General features: G+C 35.3%; 16 protein-coding genes. 10 read left to right on the forward strand and 6 right to left on the reverse strand.

Features of this window, described 5'->3' with window-relative positions:
- Positions 1-231: 231 nt before the first annotated feature.
- The 3 genes from M1D73_RS04520 to M1D73_RS04530 are packed head-to-tail and all read left to right on the forward strand — an operon-like array spanning position 232 to position 2,477.
- Positions 232-1,029 (forward strand): amino acid ABC transporter substrate-binding protein, encoded by a 798-nt coding sequence (locus tag M1D73_RS04520; RefSeq protein ID WP_000732840.1) that lies wholly within the window; start codon positions 232-234, stop codon positions 1,027-1,029.
- Complete coding sequence (locus M1D73_RS04525) at positions 1,016-1,714, forward strand: amino acid ABC transporter permease (RefSeq protein WP_000281501.1); 699 nt, start codon at positions 1,016-1,018, stop codon at positions 1,712-1,714. The genes M1D73_RS04520 and M1D73_RS04525 overlap by 14 nt, the downstream gene beginning before the upstream one ends.
- 28 nt (positions 1,715-1,742) lie before the next feature.
- On the forward strand, positions 1,743-2,477 hold the full coding sequence (locus M1D73_RS04530; RefSeq protein WP_000623610.1) for an amino acid ABC transporter ATP-binding protein: 735 nt from the start codon (positions 1,743-1,745) through the stop codon (positions 2,475-2,477).
- Between the two features lie 51 nt (positions 2,478-2,528).
- On the opposite strand, the gene sasP is transcribed toward M1D73_RS04530, so the two are convergent.
- Positions 2,529-2,732, reverse strand: a complete 204-nt coding sequence (sasP, locus tag M1D73_RS04535; RefSeq protein ID WP_000013338.1) for a small acid-soluble spore protein, SasP family — start codon at positions 2,730-2,732, stop codon at positions 2,529-2,531.
- A gap of 458 nt (positions 2,733-3,190) precedes the next feature.
- Between sasP and M1D73_RS04540 the strand changes: the two genes are divergently transcribed.
- Positions 3,191-3,436 carry a hypothetical protein gene (locus M1D73_RS04540; protein ID WP_000510476.1) on the forward strand — a complete coding sequence of 82 codons (246 nt, stop codon included), beginning with the start codon at positions 3,191-3,193 and terminating at the stop codon, positions 3,434-3,436.
- A gap of 19 nt (positions 3,437-3,455) precedes the next feature.
- Here M1D73_RS04540 and M1D73_RS04545 read toward each other — a convergent pair whose 3' ends face one another.
- Positions 3,456-4,913, reverse strand: coding sequence for a YheC/YheD family endospore coat-associated protein (locus tag M1D73_RS04545; RefSeq protein ID WP_481157996.1), 1,458 nt, complete (start codon positions 4,911-4,913; stop codon positions 3,456-3,458).
- A gap of 20 nt (positions 4,914-4,933) precedes the next feature.
- Entirely contained in the window at positions 4,934-5,986 is a 1,053-nt protein-coding gene (locus M1D73_RS04550; protein ID WP_000242824.1) for a YheC/YheD family endospore coat-associated protein, read from the reverse strand.
- Between the two features lie 129 nt (positions 5,987-6,115).
- Between M1D73_RS04550 and M1D73_RS04555 the strand changes: the two genes are divergently transcribed.
- Positions 6,116-7,252 (forward strand): DUF445 domain-containing protein, encoded by a 1,137-nt coding sequence (locus M1D73_RS04555; protein WP_065381890.1) that lies wholly within the window; start codon positions 6,116-6,118, stop codon positions 7,250-7,252.
- A 142-nt stretch (positions 7,253-7,394) separates the two neighbouring features.
- On the forward strand, positions 7,395-7,751 hold the full coding sequence (locus M1D73_RS04560) for a YlbF/YmcA family competence regulator (RefSeq protein ID WP_000164614.1): 357 nt from the start codon (positions 7,395-7,397) through the stop codon (positions 7,749-7,751).
- Between the two features lie 129 nt (positions 7,752-7,880).
- Here the strand turns inward: M1D73_RS04560 and M1D73_RS04565 are convergent, their stop codons facing one another.
- Together M1D73_RS04565 and M1D73_RS04570 are read right to left on the reverse strand one after the other, a co-directional pair.
- Positions 7,881-8,486: an NDxxF motif lipoprotein gene (locus tag M1D73_RS04565; RefSeq protein ID WP_000760965.1), complete on the reverse strand. Its 606-nt coding sequence runs from the start codon at positions 8,484-8,486 to the stop codon at positions 7,881-7,883.
- A gap of 21 nt (positions 8,487-8,507) precedes the next feature.
- Positions 8,508-9,068, reverse strand: coding sequence for an HAAS signaling domain-containing protein (locus M1D73_RS04570; RefSeq protein WP_001042974.1), 561 nt, complete (start codon positions 9,066-9,068; stop codon positions 8,508-8,510).
- A gap of 434 nt (positions 9,069-9,502) precedes the next feature.
- Between M1D73_RS04570 and alsS the strand changes: the two genes are divergently transcribed.
- Positions 9,503-11,191, forward strand: a complete 1,689-nt coding sequence (alsS, locus tag M1D73_RS04575) for an acetolactate synthase AlsS (RefSeq protein WP_098583739.1) — start codon at positions 9,503-9,505, stop codon at positions 11,189-11,191.
- Positions 11,192-11,207: 16 nt separating this feature from the next.
- Positions 11,208-11,966, forward strand: a complete 759-nt coding sequence (alsD, locus tag M1D73_RS04580) for an alpha-acetolactate decarboxylase (RefSeq protein WP_121868511.1) — start codon at positions 11,208-11,210, stop codon at positions 11,964-11,966.
- Positions 11,967-12,186: 220 nt separating this feature from the next.
- On the opposite strand, the gene M1D73_RS04585 is transcribed toward alsD, so the two are convergent.
- Entirely contained in the window at positions 12,187-12,804 is a 618-nt protein-coding gene (locus tag M1D73_RS04585) for a DNA-3-methyladenine glycosylase (protein ID WP_001148811.1), read from the reverse strand.
- A gap of 134 nt (positions 12,805-12,938) precedes the next feature.
- Between M1D73_RS04585 and M1D73_RS04590 the strand changes: the two genes are divergently transcribed.
- Together M1D73_RS04590 and M1D73_RS04595 are read left to right on the forward strand one after the other, a co-directional pair.
- Positions 12,939-13,811, forward strand: a complete 873-nt coding sequence (locus M1D73_RS04590) for a Cof-type HAD-IIB family hydrolase (protein ID WP_000640431.1) — start codon at positions 12,939-12,941, stop codon at positions 13,809-13,811.
- Between the two features lie 393 nt (positions 13,812-14,204).
- Positions 14,205-18,065: an MSCRAMM family protein gene (locus tag M1D73_RS04595; protein ID WP_481157997.1), complete on the forward strand. Its 3,861-nt coding sequence runs from the start codon at positions 14,205-14,207 to the stop codon at positions 18,063-18,065.
- The last annotated feature ends 51 nt before the right edge of the window (positions 18,066-18,116 follow it).

The raw sequence follows: 18,116 nt of genomic DNA on the forward strand, positions 1-18,116 counted from the left end.
TTAGCGAATTACGACAGTTAAATAAGAAGTATTGTTTTACCTTTTTCTCCATAAATGCTATATTAAAAAATGTTACTTATTTTTTGTATGTAGCGTTATTTTTCCCTTTTGTTTGATTATGAAGAAAAAGGATAAACTAAATAAGAACATTTTCATTGAAAAATTGTTCAAGATTGCATACAATCAATATAGTTTTTAAATTCCTATCAGAATACTTGGAGGATTACTATCATGAAGAAATTATTTTCAGTGCTTGCAGTAACTACATTAGCGATCGGGATTGTAGCCGGCTGCGGTAAAGAAGAGAAAAAAGATACAGCTAGTCAAGACGCGTTACAAAAGATTAAACAAAGCGGTGAACTTGTAATTGGTACAGAAGGTACATATCCACCATTTACGTTCCACGATTCAAGCAATAAATTAACTGGATTCGATGTTGAATTAGCAGAAGAAGTTGCAAAACGTTTAGGTGTAAAACCTGTATTTAAAGAAACACAATGGGATAGCTTACTTGCTGGCCTAGATGCAAAACGTTTCGATATGGTTGCAAACGAAGTTGGTATTCGTGAAGATCGTCAAAAGAAATACGATTTCTCTAAACCATACATTTCATCTTCAGCGGCATTAGTTATCGCAAAAGATAAAGATAAGCCTGCTACATTTGCTGATGTAAAAGGGTTAAAAGGAGCACAATCTTTAACGAGTAACTATGCAGATATTGCTAAGAAAAACGGTGCAGAAATCGAAGGTGTAGAAGGATTTAGCCAAGCGGCAGAATTATTAGCTTCAGGACGCGTTGATTTTACAATTAATGATAAGTTATCAGTATTAAATTATTTAGAAACGAAAAAAGATGCAAAAATTAAAATTGTAGATACAGAAAAAGAAGCTTCACAAAGTGGATTCTTATTCCGTAAAGGTAGCGATAAGCTTGTACAAGAAGTAGATAAAGCGTTAGAAGATATGAAAAAAGACGGTACGTATGACAAAATAACGAAAAAATGGTTCGGTGAAAATGTATCTAAGTAGTGCATTAGTTTCAGATCGATTGTCTACTTGGATAGATATTATGCAGACTTCCTTCATGCCTATGCTGAAGGAAGCTGTTTTTACAACAATTCCATTAACGCTTATTACATTTATTATCGGTCTTATACTTGCGACGTTAACAGCGCTCGCACGTATTTCAGGTAGTCGTATTTTACAATGGATTGCTCGTATCTATGTATCTATCATTCGCGGAACACCACTTCTTGTACAGTTATTTATTATTTTCTATGGTCTTCCAACTCTTAATATTGAAGTTGAGCCATATACAGCAGCAGTTGTTGGATTTTCATTAAATGTCGGTGCATATGCATCTGAAATTATTCGTGCTTCTATCCTTTCCATTCCGAAAGGGCAGTGGGAAGCAGCTTATACAATTGGGATGACATATCCACAAGCATTAAAACGTGTTATTTTACCACAAGCAACGCGCGTATCAATCCCGCCGCTTTCAAATACATTTATTAGCTTAGTGAAGGATACTTCATTAGCATCGTTAATTTTAGTAACAGAAATGTTCCGAAAAGCGCAGGAAATTGCGGCGATGAACTACGAGTTTTTAATTGTTTATTTTGAAGCAGGTCTTATTTACTGGGTTATTTGTTTCTTATTATCAATCGTACAACAGATGTTAGAAAAGCGTTCAGAACGCTATACATTAAAATAATCCTTTTACAAAAGGAGTTTTTGTTTTTATGATTTCAATTCAGCACTTACAAAAAAGTTTCGGAGATAATACCGTACTAAAGCATATAGATTTAACAGTTGAGAAGGGCGAGGTTGTTGTTATTATTGGTCCGTCTGGATCTGGTAAAACGACATTCTTACGTTGTCTCAATGTATTAGAAACGCCAAACGCTGGTAATATTCGTATCGGTAATAAAGAGCTTAACTTCTCTCAAAAAGTAACGAAGAAAGATATTGTTAATCTTCGTACGCAAACAGGTATGGTATTCCAGCACCATAATTTATTCCCGCATTTAACAGCACTTCAAAATGTAATGGAAGGGCTCGTTACAGTGAAAAAGATGGGGAAAGAAGAAGCGAAGAAAAAAGCAAACTATTTCCTTGAAAAAGTTGGTTTAGCAGATAAAGTGGATTTATATCCGTTCCAATTATCAGGCGGACAACAACAGCGCGTTGGAATTGCGCGCGCACTTGCGATGGAGCCGGAAGTGTTACTATTTGATGAGCCGACGTCAGCGCTTGATCCTGAACTCGTTCAAGAAGTTCTGAAAGTAATGAAAGAACTTGCTAAAGAGGGCATGACGATGGTTATTGTAACGCACGAAATGCGTTTTGCACATCAAATTGCGAACCGTGTTATTTTCATGGATGGTGGTGTCGTTGTCGAACAAGGTACACCAGAAGAAGTATTTACAAATCCAAAAGAAGAACGCACGAAGAAGTTTTTACAAATGTTGCAATAAATTAAGGAAGGTCTCAAGGCATATGCCTTGAGACCTTTTTGCCATATATATTTATTTGTGGAATCCGCCAAGGCTTTGCTCAGCCATTGCAACTAGACGTTTTGTGATTTCTCCACCAACTGAACCGTTAGCGCGAGCCGTAGAATCTGCTCCTAATTGTACACCAAATTCTTGAGCGATTTCGTACTTCATTTGATCGATTGCAGCTGTTGCACCTGGTACTACTAATTGATTTGAAGAATTTTGGTTTGCCATAGGAATATATCCTCCTTAGAGTTATAAAAGTTTTTTTGGTTGGACTAGCTGGAGTTGAACCAGATTATCGCCCCGGTTGGCGCTAATCCATCGGTAATTAAGTTTGTACTCATAGTATGGATGTTACCTAGAAAGATATACAAAATAATAATTTGTAAATTTTGTCAAAAAAACGTATTGATTTCGTAAATTATGAAATAAGAGTAATCGTTGTATTTTTAAGAAAACAGGCCAAACTAAGGGTGATATTAAATATAATTTTTTCATTGTAGCCTGCTACTTGTAGGCTAATTATTAGCTTCTTATTTATGATTTATTGAAATAAAAATGAAATCGGTAGCAACTTCATAGTTCTATTTTTAAGTAGGGATGGAGTGGGCGCTCCTATGTCTGGATAGGTTGCTCTCTTCACTCTAAAAAAGAGAGGCTTATAAACGATAACGTATGGAGGAATCATGATGGGGATTTGCCCGCTTTGCAACGCATTAGAATCACAAACATATTCTTGTCAAAATTGCCAAAGTATACTCCAAGATTATGGGAAGTCTGTAGATTACATAGACGATTATAGTGCCTATATGGATCAAGAATTATTAAGTGCAGTAGATGGTTTAACGCATAATAATTCAAATGAATATTGCAATCATATTTTTTATTGCAGAGTATGTAACGTGGAAACTGAGGTTGTAGTAAAACTTGTGTAAATAGAAAACTTCCACCTTATTATCTAGGTGGAAGTTTTTGTTTTTGTATTTGTGAGTGAATCATAGGAGAAGGGATATGTTCGGTGTTTGATGAAGCCCCTGATTTTATTTGAGACATTTTTTCTTTTGTATCACGTAAAGAATGTTCAGTTAAGTAGACGGCATATTCGTAAAATAACTGGCGCGTCAGTTCACTTTGCTCTTTTAATTTTTTATCTTGGAATACAGTTCGCCCAGGTTTAGAGTTGGCTTCAAAGAGCCACGGATTTTCCTTTGTGTCTAAACCGATATCAAAACCGATTTCTCCAATATTTCCAGTTACTTGTTCATCGAGCGCGTAACTTATTTGTAAGGCAGTATGTTTTAATTTATTTTCAATTTGAACTTGTTTCGTTGAATCTGGAAAAAGCTCTTGTAATAATTTTGTATCACCGCCACTATTTACGTGCGTTGTTAAACTGCCTTTGCCGGCGATTTTGGCGACGATTGCACTAACTATCCAATTACCGAAATGGTTTTTATTTGTATGAATGCGGAAATCAACAGGTTGCCCATCGAAGCGAAGTAACGAAATACCTTGCTGTACGATAAACTTTTTTAAATCATGTCCTTTTAATACGTGGTTTAGAAGCGTTTCTAATGATTGATACTTTCTCAGTTTATTTTCTTCATTTTCGCGATAACGACAGTAGTAGCAATTCTCTGTTTGAGAATAAAATATTTGATGAATATTTCTACCAAAGCTCCCGTGTATTGGTTTCATGTACACTGATTTATACGTGCCAAGAAACCGTTCTACTTGTTCAAAATGCTGAAATGCTTCTGTATTTGGTAATAAGGGTTTAATTGATTCGTCTTTCGTAAGAAGTTGATGAACTTCCCATTTATTGAAAAAACCTGGGTTAAACCATGGAATGCAGTAGTCTTGTTCTAATTTTCTTTTTGCCCTGACAATTGGTTTATAATTTTCCGCTTGCCGATTCGGTAAGCGATCGTAAATGACATTTGGTAAAGGGACTTTTTTCTTTATCCATTGTTTCTCTTGAAAGAAATATCCTTCAATCGTTTCTTCTTCCCAGTGTATATGTTGAACCCCAAAGACGAATACGAACGGTCGTAATGAGAATGGTGGTGTTAATAACTCACTCAGAGCAATTGAACGATTTCCTAAAGGGGTAGAAGAATCATCATTAAAGCCAGTTGTAAAAATGCCAATCAATGGTCCGAAAATAATTGTTTGGTTTTGTGTGAATGCATGAATAGTAGTTGATTGAGGCAGTAAAAGTTTTTCGGCAATATGCTTTCCGATAATAATTTTGCGAGTAAAGGAATAATGAATTTTCACCTCTTCACTTGCAATGTGACGTATACCGAAGGATAGGGATGTAATAGGTGGTGTAATAGAAAAAACGTAAGGTAAAGTAATGCTATTTGGATGTTCATCTGAAATGTTTAATGTATATATATGTTCTTTCAAAATAGGTTTACCTCCTTTCATTATGGTGTAAAGCGACTGAATTTAAGTGGTCCGTGAAATATCTTTTCGGCTAATGAATCACTATGACGAATGTATTGTTCGTAAGGAGGAATCGTGTTGACATACATAAGCCAAATTGCGCCTTTTTGATCCATAATTGTGGAAAGTTCTAGTTCGAATAATGAAGAATAAGACTGATCTAGTGTTTGGAATACTTCATTTATAATGTCGTGTAAAGCGTCTTGCAATAGTTGCACACCTGTACTAGATAGTACGTATTTAATTTTTGAAAATGAATGCAATGAATCATCGTCTGTTGCTGAGGGTAAAAGTTGATTAGGAAATGAACTTTTTTGTATAAATTGACCGATAATATTCCAAGTTTGTTCTTTGTTTTTTTGCAAAATAGTTCGAATGTGGAGTGGGTATGTTAATTGATTTGGTGGTTGTAGCATGGTATGCACTATGTAGCGTGATGAACGTATGTTAGATTTACACCAAGATATAAATTCATCTGTCCGCTTGATTGAAAGAGAAGTATGGTATTTTTCATTTACTGTATCGATATGAAACGTTTTATTTTTGTAAGCGACTCGATATAAGTTATCTTTAGAATGTATATTAGTGGGGCGTATAATAATATCTTTAGATTTTAACAACAATTTGAAAATGTTTTGTATCGTTGCCACTTCAAATTTGGGTATATAAGGAGACAGTTTTTTATTAGTAAGAAATAAATCATGTAGTTCACTTAAGTTAATAAGTGTGTTATTTAAAAAGGTAGTGGAAGGACGGTTGTGCAAAGAGTGAATAATTGATTTTGCTTTTTCAAAGTCTGTTTCCTCGTGAAAAGAATAACGATCATATATATAAGAAGGAATAGGGAATGTTTGCTCTTTCCATTTTCCTGTATCTGTATCGTAAATAAGACCAGAAACAAGGTCTGTTTTAGAATCAATACAAAATGGCGTAAACTGGGCAACGACATTATGATAAAGCCGAGCGCGTTTAGCGATTTCGGTGTAATACGTTTGCTCATAATGAAGTTTAGAAGTTAAAAGGCCGAGAACCAACGAAATCACTCCTTTACTACTATTTGCATAATAGGCGAAGCTATATATTGCAAATACGTTTTTATACCATTATACTTTTGTCCGTATGATGATATGCTATAGTTTTGGAGAAGTGAAAGGTTGATTGTAATGAATATATGGTTAAATATGTTAACGACGACAGGACTCGGAGCAATTATTGGGGGATACACGAATCATTTAGCGATAAAAATGTTATTTCGTCCTCATCGTCCTATTTATATCGGAAAGTTTCAAGTTCCATTTACACCAGGGTTAATTCCGAAGCGTCGTGATGAACTTGCTGTTCAATTAGGAAAAATGGTTGTAGAACATTTGTTAACACCAGAAGGAATTGGAAAAAAGCTAACAAATGAAGAGTTTCAAAAAGGTTTAATTCACTGGGCGCAAGTGGAAGTGGATAAAGTAATTACGAATGAACAATCACTGCGACATATGTTAGAAAAATGGAATGTAGCGTATGTAGAAGAAGAAGCGACTCGAAAAATCGAACATGTTATTACAGAAAAAATTCATGCATTTTTAGCAGAGTATTATACATATACATGGGAACAGGCTTTACCTCATTCTGTAAATGAAAAAGTAGAGAATGCGATTCCGAATGTCTCGGCGTTTATTTTAGAGCGAGGAATTAGCTTTTTTGAAAGTGAAGAAGGGAAAGCACGTCTTTCAAAAATGATTGATGATTTCTTTGCTTCTCGCGGAACGCTACTTAACTTAGTCGGAATGTTTTTAGGAAATGTAAGTGTTGTGGATCGTGTGCAGCCAGAAGTTATTAAGTTTTTAGGGCAAGATGCTACAAAGCAGCTTTTAACTGACGTACTACAAAAAGAGTGGGAAAAGTTAAAAGGAAGAGATGTAAAAGAATTAGAAGCATTTGTAGAGAAAGAAATGATTGTAAGCTCCGTGCTGTCAGCAGTTAAAGTAGAGGAAACAGTGAGTAAGTTTTTAAATCAATCTGTTCAGCAAGTATGTGAACCAGTTCGAGAAACAATTATTGAAAAAGTGGTTCCAAGTGCAGTAACGAAAGGCTTAAAGTGGGGAACAGAAAATGTAGAGAGTATACTAAATAATCTACACCTTGCGGAAATTGTCCAGCAAGAAGTGTCTACATTCTCAACAGAAAGATTAGAAGACTTAGTTCTGTCTATTACGAAAAACGAATTGAAAATGATTACGTATTTAGGAGCGTTATTAGGCGGAATGATCGGGCTCGTACAAGGATTGTTACTATTGTTTCTTAGATAATAAGGTGAGTACATAGAAATAAAAGTGAAATTTCTTCACATCTCTTGCATAGTTTGATATGGTAAGAAGAGGTGCGTATGTAAATGCACGTAAAAGGCAGTGCGAGTGAAAAGCGCTAGCCTTCTAAAGGAGGAAAAATAAAATGACAAAGAACATTCATGATGTTGCATATGAATTACAAAAAGCAATCGCTGAAAACGAAGACTTCAAAACTTTAAAAGAGAGCTACGCAGCAGTTCAAGCTGACACAGCTTCAAAGAACTTATTCGATGAGTTCCGTACAATGCAACTTAGCCTACAACAGAAAATGATGCAAGGCCAAGAAATCACTGAAGAAGACAACCAACAAGCACAAGAAGTTGTAGCTCGCATTCAACAAGATGCTAAAATTACAAAATTAATGGAAACTGAGCAACGCCTAAACGTTGTAATCGGTGACGTTAACAAAATTATCATGAAGCCACTTGAAGAATTATATAGCGCGCAACAACAAGCGTAATAGTGGAAGACGCTCCTAGTTTAGGAGTGTCTTTTTTGTTTAGGGAATTTAATAGTTATACCACAAAAACTCCCTTTCAAAATAGCCATTTCTTATTGGTTATTTTGAAAGGGATATGTAACACATCTGTTAATTTTTTTTATTGCTGTTAATTGAAGTTTTAATATTTTTTTCGTTCAAAAACGTTTCAATCTCTTTTTGTTTCCTCCCATTTATTTTCTCAAGGCGTTTTGTAAAAGAAAAATTGGCTTTGAATAAGTTACCATCTTGGGTGAGTTTGTCTAATTCTTGATCTAGCTCTACGAAAATATCCGTAGATGATGACATAAATGCATAGATTTCTTTTGAAGGTTTTTTATAATCAGTAGGTAAATTATTATTACTAATAAACTCATGGAAATTCATATCGTTTTGTTTCGCTAAATCAATTAGTTTTTGTAAATTTTCTTGGTCAGATTCTGTGAAATTCTTATCAGAATTTGTTGAAGCGAGAGGGATAATATTTTCAGATAACTCCCAACTATAATCTATATAATTTTTTATATTTTGTTTCATTTCGTCTTCATTAATAGTTTTGTTTTTCTTTGAGGAACTAAATATATTTTCTGGAACTTTAATAGCAACATCTTTAATAGATTGTACATCGTTTTCTTCCTTAGGTTGTGCACTGTTTGAACAAGCTGATAGAAATAAAAGAGTAAGTAGCATGAGTGAATATAAAGTATATTTCTTCATTTTAATCTCCTTTTACATTCATTAGTGTCTTTGTAAAATAGCAATATTCCATTTCAAATACTTTACTAAAAGTGCATATAGATGTTTTACCATTTGATAAGATATGACGGATATGAGTAAACCGACGCAAAAAGCGATGAACACATTATAAACATCGGAATAACTGATTTGATGAAACCCTTTAAAGAATCCTAATCCTATTAATAAGATAGGTGAAATAATTAATAATGGTGTAGCAATGATAAGTGCTAGAAGAATCGGTAATAAAAAGAGTAGTACGAAAAAGGCGATAAAGATAAAGGCAAAGTTTAAAACACTTAAGCTCATAACAGAAAAAAGTGCAATTATCATATTTTTGAAGCTTCGTTTACTGTCAGCATTGCTTATTGCATAGGAAACAGTAAGTTCTTTAGCAATGGTTTTAGGATTTCCTAGCTTTTTAGAAATTTCCTCTTCAGATATTCCATCTTGTTTACCACTAATAAAATGAGTTTCGTACTCCGAGATAATATCCTCCTTTTCTGAATTAGGCATATTCCGTAGGGAAGAACTAAGTTGTTCTAAAAATTCACTCTTGTTCATAACGATCACTTTCCTTTATAAAATGATGAATTATGGCTGAAAATCCTATCTTTTTTCTAAGCAGCACACACAATCTATATCTACTTTTTGAAAGGAGATATACTAATCGTGAATAAAATTACAAATAATGGGTATTCCATTATTTACAAATATATCACTTACTATTATTCTTTGCAAGGTACTATAAATTTGTTAATAATGTGAATAGGTGGAAGTATTTTTGTACATTTTTAGAAGAGATATAAAAATGTTATTTTAAGATAAACAAAAGGTTGTAAGCGCATTCTTTAAAACTTGTCAAAATAATGTCGAATTCATATTGTTGGAAAAATAATGCATTTGTAATATAATGATAAAGATACTTCACCAGCTTAATTAACTAGGTGAAATTAAAATCTTTATTACACACATTATGAAACAAAGGAATGATTAGTTTGAGTACAGGTGTAAATGCAAACGACGTGAAGACAAAAACAAAAGGAGCAGATCTTGTTGTTGATTGTTTAATTAAACAAGGTGTTACACATGTTTTCGGTATTCCAGGAGCAAAGATTGACTCTGTATTTGATGTATTGCAAGAAAGAGGACCAGAGTTAATCGTTTGTCGTCATGAACAAAATGCAGCATTTATGGCAGCTGCTATTGGTAGATTAACAGGGAAACCGGGCGTATGTCTTGTAACTTCAGGGCCAGGGACATCAAATTTAGCGACAGGTCTTGTTACTGCGAATGCGGAGAGTGATCCCGTTGTTGCTTTAGCTGGTGCAGTACCGCGTACGGATCGATTAAAACGTACACATCAATCTATGGATAATGCTGCACTATTCGAACCAATCACAAAATATAGCGTAGAAGTAGAGCATCCTGATAATGTGCCAGAAGCACTTAGTAATGCATTTCGAAGTGCGACTTCCACAAATCCGGGAGCTACTTTAGTAAGTCTTCCGCAAGACGTTATGACTGCGGAAACAACTGTAGAGTCTATCGGTGCGCTTTCTAAGCCACAGCTTGGAATCGCTCCCACAAATGATATTACATATGTAGTAGAAAAAATAAAATCAGCGAAATTACCAGTTATTTTACTCGGTATGAGAGCGAGCACAAATGAAGTGACGAAAGCTGTTCGTAAATTAATTGCGGATACAGAACTTCCTGTCGTTGAAACATATCAAGCAGCTGGTGCGATTTCACGTGAGTTAGAAGATCATTTCTTCGGCCGCGTTGGATTATTCCGTAACCAACCAGGTGATATTTTACTAGAAGAAGCAGACCTTGTGATTTCTATCGGTTATGATCCAATCGAGTATGATCCAAAGTTCTGGAATAAACTTGGCGACAGAACGATTATTCATCTTGACGACCATCAAGCAGATATCGACCATGATTACCAACCAGAGCGTGAATTAATTGGTGATATTGCCTTAACGGTAAATAGCATCGCGGAGAAATTACCGAAACTTGTATTAAGTACAAAATCAGAAGCGGTATTAGAACGATTACGCGCAAAATTATCAGAACAAGCAGAAGTTCCAAATCGTCCTTCAGAAGGTGTTACGCATCCACTTCAAGTGATTCGTACACTTCGTTCTTTAATTAGTGACGATACAACTGTTACATGTGACATCGGTTCCCATTCTATTTGGATGGCGAGATGTTTCCGTTCTTATGAACCACGTAGATTATTATTTAGTAACGGTATGCAAACGTTAGGTGTTGCACTTCCTTGGGCAATCGCAGCTACTTTAGTAGAACCAGGTAAAAAAGTAGTTTCCGTATCAGGTGACGGTGGTTTCTTATTCTCAGCGATGGAGTTAGAAACGGCGGTACGTTTAAATTCTCCAATCGTCCATCTTGTTTGGAGAGACGGCACATATGATATGGTTGCATTCCAACAAATGATGAAATACGGCAGAACATCAGCTACAGAGTTTGGCGATGTTGATCTTGTGAAATATGCGGAAAGTTTCGGGGCGTTAGGTCTTCGTGTTAACACGCCTGATGAATTAGAAGGGGTATTAAAAGAAGCATTAGCAGCAGATGGTCCTGTCATTATTGATATTCCAATTGACTATCGTGACAACATTAAATTAAGCGAAAAATTATTACCAAACCAATTAAACTAATGGAGGCAGATTTGAGATGACTGTTGCGCAATTAATTGATATTGATGCGAAAAAAACGAAAACGAGTAATGAAGTATATCAAACATCTACAATGCTTGCGCTATTAGATGGTATATATGATGGTGTAATTAGCTTTGAAGATTTGAAAAAACATGGTGATTTCGGCATCGGCACATTTGATCAATTAGATGGTGAAATGATTGCATTTGATAATGAATTTTATCATTTACGTTCAGACGGTTCAGCGGAAAAAGTAGAGCCAGAAGAAACAACGCCATTTGCGACTGTAACGTTTTTTGAAAAAGAAATGAGTTATACGGTAGAGCGTCCGATGAATCGTGAAGAAGTTGAAGCGTTATTACATGAATTAATGCCAAGTAAAAACTTGTTTTACGGTATTCGAATGGACGGTACGTTCCGTGAAGTAAGGACGAGAACTGTTCCAAGACAAGAAAAACCGTATACACCGCTCGTTGAAGTGACGAAATCACAACCAATCTTTTCATTTGAAAATACAAAAGGTACGCTTGCTGGATTTTGGACACCAGATTACGCACAAGGTATTGGGGTAGCTGGATTCCACTTACATTACATTGATGATGAAAGAAGCGGAGGCGGACATGTTTTCGACTATGTTATAGAAAACTGTACGATCCAAATTTGTCAAAAAGCTCATATGCATTTAGCACTTCCAGAAACAGCTGATTTTATGGCGGCTGAATTATCAAGAGAAAATTTAGAGGATAATATTGCAACTGCGGAAGGTGCAGAGTAAGAGGGAAAGACTGTTCCATTTTGGAACAGTCTTCTTTTATTCGTAATGTTATTATTTGTCGATAAATCTATATTTCTTGTCGAACCGTTGATATATTGTAAGTTACGATAGATATATTTGAAAAATCGTGGATATATTGTAAGTTACGATAGATATATTCGAAAAATCGTTGATATATTGTAAGTTACGATAGATATATTTGAAAAATTGTTGATATCGCTTATTTTTTTGAAACAAACGGATGTCCCTCATAATAAAAACGCCACGGATAGTGTACAGCTTCTTCTGCATAGTCGATATTAATACGAGGTCCTGCTGTTATTTTATATTGTGATGATATGTGTTCTTCTTTTGGAACTAATTCAATATGTAACGTATCACTTTGTAACGATACACCGCGTTCTTTTAAAGTGATGCCAAGTGCACGGCATAGTTTGCCAGGACCGTTCGTTAAATTTTTGTACTGCGCTTTTGTAATTTCGGTCTTATTGTAGCGCGCTAGTTTTATTTCTGCTATTCCATCTACCGGCTCAAGAGCTCGAATGAGAATACCTTGCGGGGTGCCCACTGGCGCTGTAATAACGTTAAAGCAATGATACATACCGTAAATTAAATATACGTAAGCATGCCCTGGTGCACCAAACATGACTTCTGTGCGATCAGTCCGTCTGCCGCCATAACTATGTGCGGCCTTATCATCGGGACCTTTATATGCCTCTACTTCAACAATGATTCCGCTTCGCTTTATTCCGTTTACAATATGAACAAGTTTTTGTCCGAGTAATTTCTTTGCGACTTCTAACGTATCGCCTTCATAAAAGGAAGGAGGTGCCTGCATTGTACTATCTCCTTTGCTAAGTGTATATGTATATAGTAAACCAAATTTTCAGTAGTAATTCTAACTCGTTCTATTTGCTACATTTATTTCATAAATTATGGATAGAGTACAACAGCGAAGAGGGGGAGTGCGACATGATTTATCGCTTACTAGCTCTTAATATAGATGGGACACTACTATACAACAATGGAAAAATTGCAAAAGGATTAAGAGAAACAATTGAATTTGTGAAAAGAAAAGATGTATACGTTACGTTATTTACGAGTCGTAATTTTCAATCCGCTCATAAAGTAGCAAAGGCGTTAAAATTAGATTCTATATTAGTGACACATGGTGGTGCTTTCGTTTCAGCAACGTTAGATAAGCCGTACGTTCAAAGAAGATTGTCTGAAGAGAAGACTTTTAACATTGTGCAAGTGTTAGAGCACTTTGATTGTAACGTACGCATTTCTCATGAACGGTTTTCGATAGGAAATCGTGAGAGAAATACACCAAACTTAATTGCGCGCACTGTATTATCAAGCGCAGATCCGTTATTTTATCCAGTTCAATTTGTAGATTCGTTAGGTGACGCGCTTCGTGACCATCCGGTAGCGGCGCCAAAAATTGATGTTCTTTTCCAAACTAAAGGTGAAAAAGAACGCGGGCTAAATACATTAAGAAAAGCGTTCCAAGATGTAGAGTATGTTGAATGTGATTCAAAACGAATAGAAATTTTACCGCAAAATGTATCAAAGTTACGCGGGTTACAATTGCTTGGAGAGCATTTAAATATTTCGCTAAATGAAATGGTTGCGATTGGAGATAGTATGGAAGATTTAGAGGTTATTGAAAACGTGGGACTTGGGGTAGCGATGGGGAACTCGCCTGTAGAATTAAAGCAAGCAGCCGATTGGATTACACGTTCAAATAGTGAAAACGGTGTAGAGTACATGATTAAAGAGCATTTCCGTAAGCAGTTCCCGCTTCCGTTTTTGAAGAATCATAAAAATACACCGAAACGATGAAAGAAAAACGTAGCTTTTTGGCTACGTTTTTTGTTGAGCTTATTAAAAGGAATGAAAACGTTTTAAAATGTGAATTGTGTATGAAATCTATACAATTCACTTGAATCCTTTAGAAAACTAATGTAAAGTGAATGATGTTGTCAAAATAGTTACACCACATGAAATATTCTTCAGATTAATTTTATTGGGCTCCCATACGTAAAAGTATTTCCGCATGACAGTTTAGTTCACGTATTATTTCAAAAATGAATTGTAGTAATTTTATTAAGTAGTTGTAGCGTTCCTTTGTTGTATTTAAATGGATTATTTTAAGTTAATGTGAGTAAGACCTGGTACATATGAAATGTACTTCTTTTTGTGATTTTAGGAAGTTTAAAAGGGGGAATGAATTTCTTGAGGAAATCATTTAATCAAAAAATTAAAAAGTTAAGTAGTAGTTTAATAGTTGTATTACTAATATGTATGAATTTTTTAATCCATTTACCATTTAAAGCAGAGGCAGCTACAACAGAGTTAAAAGGTTTAGGTGATGTATCTTATTACAACGCCATCATTTTTGGGGATCATAGTGCAACGAGTGCTGATATTGAAGGTGCGATGGCTGTTCAGAAAAATATGAACGCATCAAGTTATACAGTCGTAGCGGCTGCAACTGGAGCAAATAACTTAGCTGGAGCAACTTGGATAGATGAAGGATATCCATCATTATTACTAGGCGGTCAATTTACGAAAGCGGGAGCAGGACAGGTAATTATTCAAGATGGAACAGTGGCGATGACAAAAGACGGTGACCCAGATGGCGCGATGAAAACATCATATGACCGTATCTCTTATAAAGAGCAAGCGGAGATTGATGCTAAGTTTAAAGAATTTAGAAAAGACGTTGATGGTGTAATTGGGGATGCAAGTAAACTACACACTGATAAGCCAAAACCTAATATGAGCTTTGGAATCGGTGAAGATGTAAACAACCCTAATATTTATGTCTCTTCAGGCCAGACGGGAAAGAAAGCATTCGATGTAAAAGACGTTTTTCTTCCGAATGTAGAGAATAAAGACTTTATTGTTATTTATTCAGATGCAGAAGAAGTGAGTTTTGGTGGCGGTGCAATTTTGTATGATACAAGAAATACTGGGATGGCGACGGATTTAATTAATACATCTCAAGCATACGACCCTAATTCATCTTTTACTGAGTTAGCTAGTAAGGTAATTTGGGTATTTCCTAATGCTACAAAGATAACAACTAAAGGTTATGGTGTAGTAGGTAGTGTGTTTGCACCTAATGCAGTTGTAGAAACAAAAGGTGGTTCTATTAATGGACAAGCCTATGTTGGAGGATTACACCAAAGAGATGGTTTTGAGGTTCATAACTTTAAATTTAACTGGCCAAAATGGAATAAACCAGCAGCTGAAAAAGGACATTTACAAATTAAAAAAGTTGATGAAAACGATGGAAATATTGTTTTAAAAGACGCAAAATTTGATGTTATAGACAAAGATAATAACGTTGTGGCTACTGTTACAACAAACGAAAAGGGTATTGCGGAAGTTAAAGATTTACCACTTGGTGACTATTTTGTAAAAGAAATAAATGCACCAGAAGGATATATAAAAGTTGATACACCAGTCAAAGTAACAATTGATAATACAAACGTAATTGAACTTGTTATGAAGAATACGAAAAAAGTAGAGAATGGCCAATTTAAATTATTGAAAAAAGATAGTGAATCCGGTCAACTTCTGCCAGGTGCAAAATTTGATGTTATCGATAAAGATGGGAAAGTTGTGGAAACAATTGTTACAGATGATAAAGGTGAAGCCTTATCGAAACGACTTCCAGTTGGAAGCTATACATTAAAAGAAGTAGAAGCACCGAAAGGGTATGAATTATCATCTAGTTCAGTTTCTGTTGATGTAGAGGCTAATAAAGTATTGACTGTAGATGTGGTGAATAAAAAGATTCCCGAAAAAGTAACAGGTCAATTTGAAATTGTGAAAGTAGATGCGGAAGATAAAACGAAGGTATTATCAGATGCAGAATTCGAAGTGTATAAAGAGGGTAAAAAAGTAGATACGTTACGAACAGATAAAACTGGTAAAGTAGTTTCTCAGAAATTAGAACCAGGAAAGTACACATTAAAAGAAACGAAAGCACCACAAGGATATAAATTGCTAAAAGAAGAAATTGAAGTCGTTGTGGAAGCGGACAAAGTAGTAGAAGTACAAATAGAAAACGCAAAAGAACTAGGAAGCTTACAAGTAATCAAAAAGGATGCAGAGAGTGGAAAAGTTCTAGCAGGTGCGGAATTTAAATTAAAGAACGAAGCTGGTCAAGTAGTTGGAGAAGCGAAAACAACGAATAAAGACGGCGTTGTGAAATTCGAAAGCTTAGTGCCAGGAAGGTATACGTTAGAAGAAACGAAAGCGCCGGAAGGTTATAAGGCGTTAGAAGTAACAGTAGAAGTAAATGTTGTAGCGAACGAAGTAGTAAAACAAGAAGTTATGAATGAAAAAGTAACAGGTCAATTCGAAATCGTGAAAGTAGATGCGGAAGATAAAACGAGATTGTTATCAGGTGCAGAATTCGAAGTGTATAAAGATGGTAAAAAGGTAGCGGAACTGAAAACAGATGAGAGTGGAAAAGTGAGGTCACCAAAATTACCGCTAGGTGAATACACAGTGAAAGAAACGAAAGCACCAGCGGGCTACAAGCTTTCAAATAAAGAATGGAAAGTAACAATTCAAAACGAGAAAGAAGTAGTAAAAGTAGAGGCAGAAAACGAAAAAATCTTAGGTTCTCTACAAATTATTAAAATGGATGATAAAGATCAAACGAAACGCTTAGCAGGCGCAGAATTTACATTGAAAGATGCGAAAGGAAATGTTGTAAAAGAAGGAATTACAACAGATAAGTCTGGAACGGTTAAGGTAGACGGACTTGTGCCAGGTGAATATACGTTAGAAGAAACAAAAGCACCAGAAGGTTATGAGTTAACAAAACAAATAATTCATGTAACAGTTGACGGTGAAAAAGTTATTGATGTAAAAGTAACGAACGGTAAGAGCCTTGGGCAATTCGAAATCGTAAAAGTAGATGCTCAAGATAAAACGAAAGTATTATCAGATGCAGAATTCGAAGTGTATAAGGATGGTAAAAAAGTAGATACGTTACGAACAGATAAAACTGGTAAAGTAATTTCTCAGAAATTAGAGCCAGGAACATACAAATTAAAAGAAACGAAAGCACCACAAGGATATAAGTTGTTAAAAGAAGAAATTGAAGTCGTTGTGGAAGCAGACAAAGTAGTAGAAGTACAAATAGAAAACGCAAAAGAACTAGGAAGCTTACAAGTAATCAAAAAGGATGCAGAGAGTGGAAAAGTTCTAGCAGGTGCGGAATTTAAATTAAAGAACGAAGCTGATCAAGTAGTTGGAGAAGCGAAAACAACGAATAAAGACGGCGTTGTGAAATTCGAAAGCTTAGTGCCAGGAAAGTATACGTTAGAAGAAACGAAAGCGCCGGAAGGTTATAAGGCGTTAGAAGTAACAGTAGAAGTAAATGTTGTAGCGAACGAAGTAGTAAAACAAGAAGTTATGAATGAAAAAGTAAAAGAAGAAATTACAGGTCAATTAGAAATTACAAAGGTAGATGCTAATAATACAAATAAAACATTAGCAGGCGCAGTGTTTGAAATTTGGAAAGACGGAATAAAAATCGACACATTAACAACAAATAAGAGCGGTAAAGCGACTTCTAAGAAGTTAGAACCAGGAGATTACACTTTAAAAGAAATCCAAGCGCCAGAAGGATATACTTTATCCGATAAGGAAATGAAATTTACGATTTCTAATGAAAAAATTGAAGTTGTAAAGCTTCAAATTACAAATAAAAAAGATACAGATAAAGATCCGGAAAAACCAGGTGAAGGAACAGAGAAGCCTGATGAAGGAACAGGAAAACCAGGTGAAGGAACAGGAAAACCAGGTGAAGGAACAGAGAAGCCTGATGAAGGAACAGGAAAACCAGGTGAAGGAACAGGAAAGCCGGGTGAAGGAACAGAAAAGCCGGGTGAAGGAACAGAGAAGCCAGGTGAGGGAGTAGAAAAACCTAATTTACCAGAACAAGGACAAGGTTTTTCTAATAATCAACAACTCCCAGCTACAGGACACAATACGAATTACGCTCCATTCATCGGTTTTATGCTTCTGTTACTAGGAATACGTTTAAGATTCATGGCTAAAAATAGTTAACGGATGTATAAAAGGCATCAGAGATATACAATCTCTGATGCCTTTTAAATT

This window comes from Bacillus sp. PK3-067, from assembly GCF_056738645.1.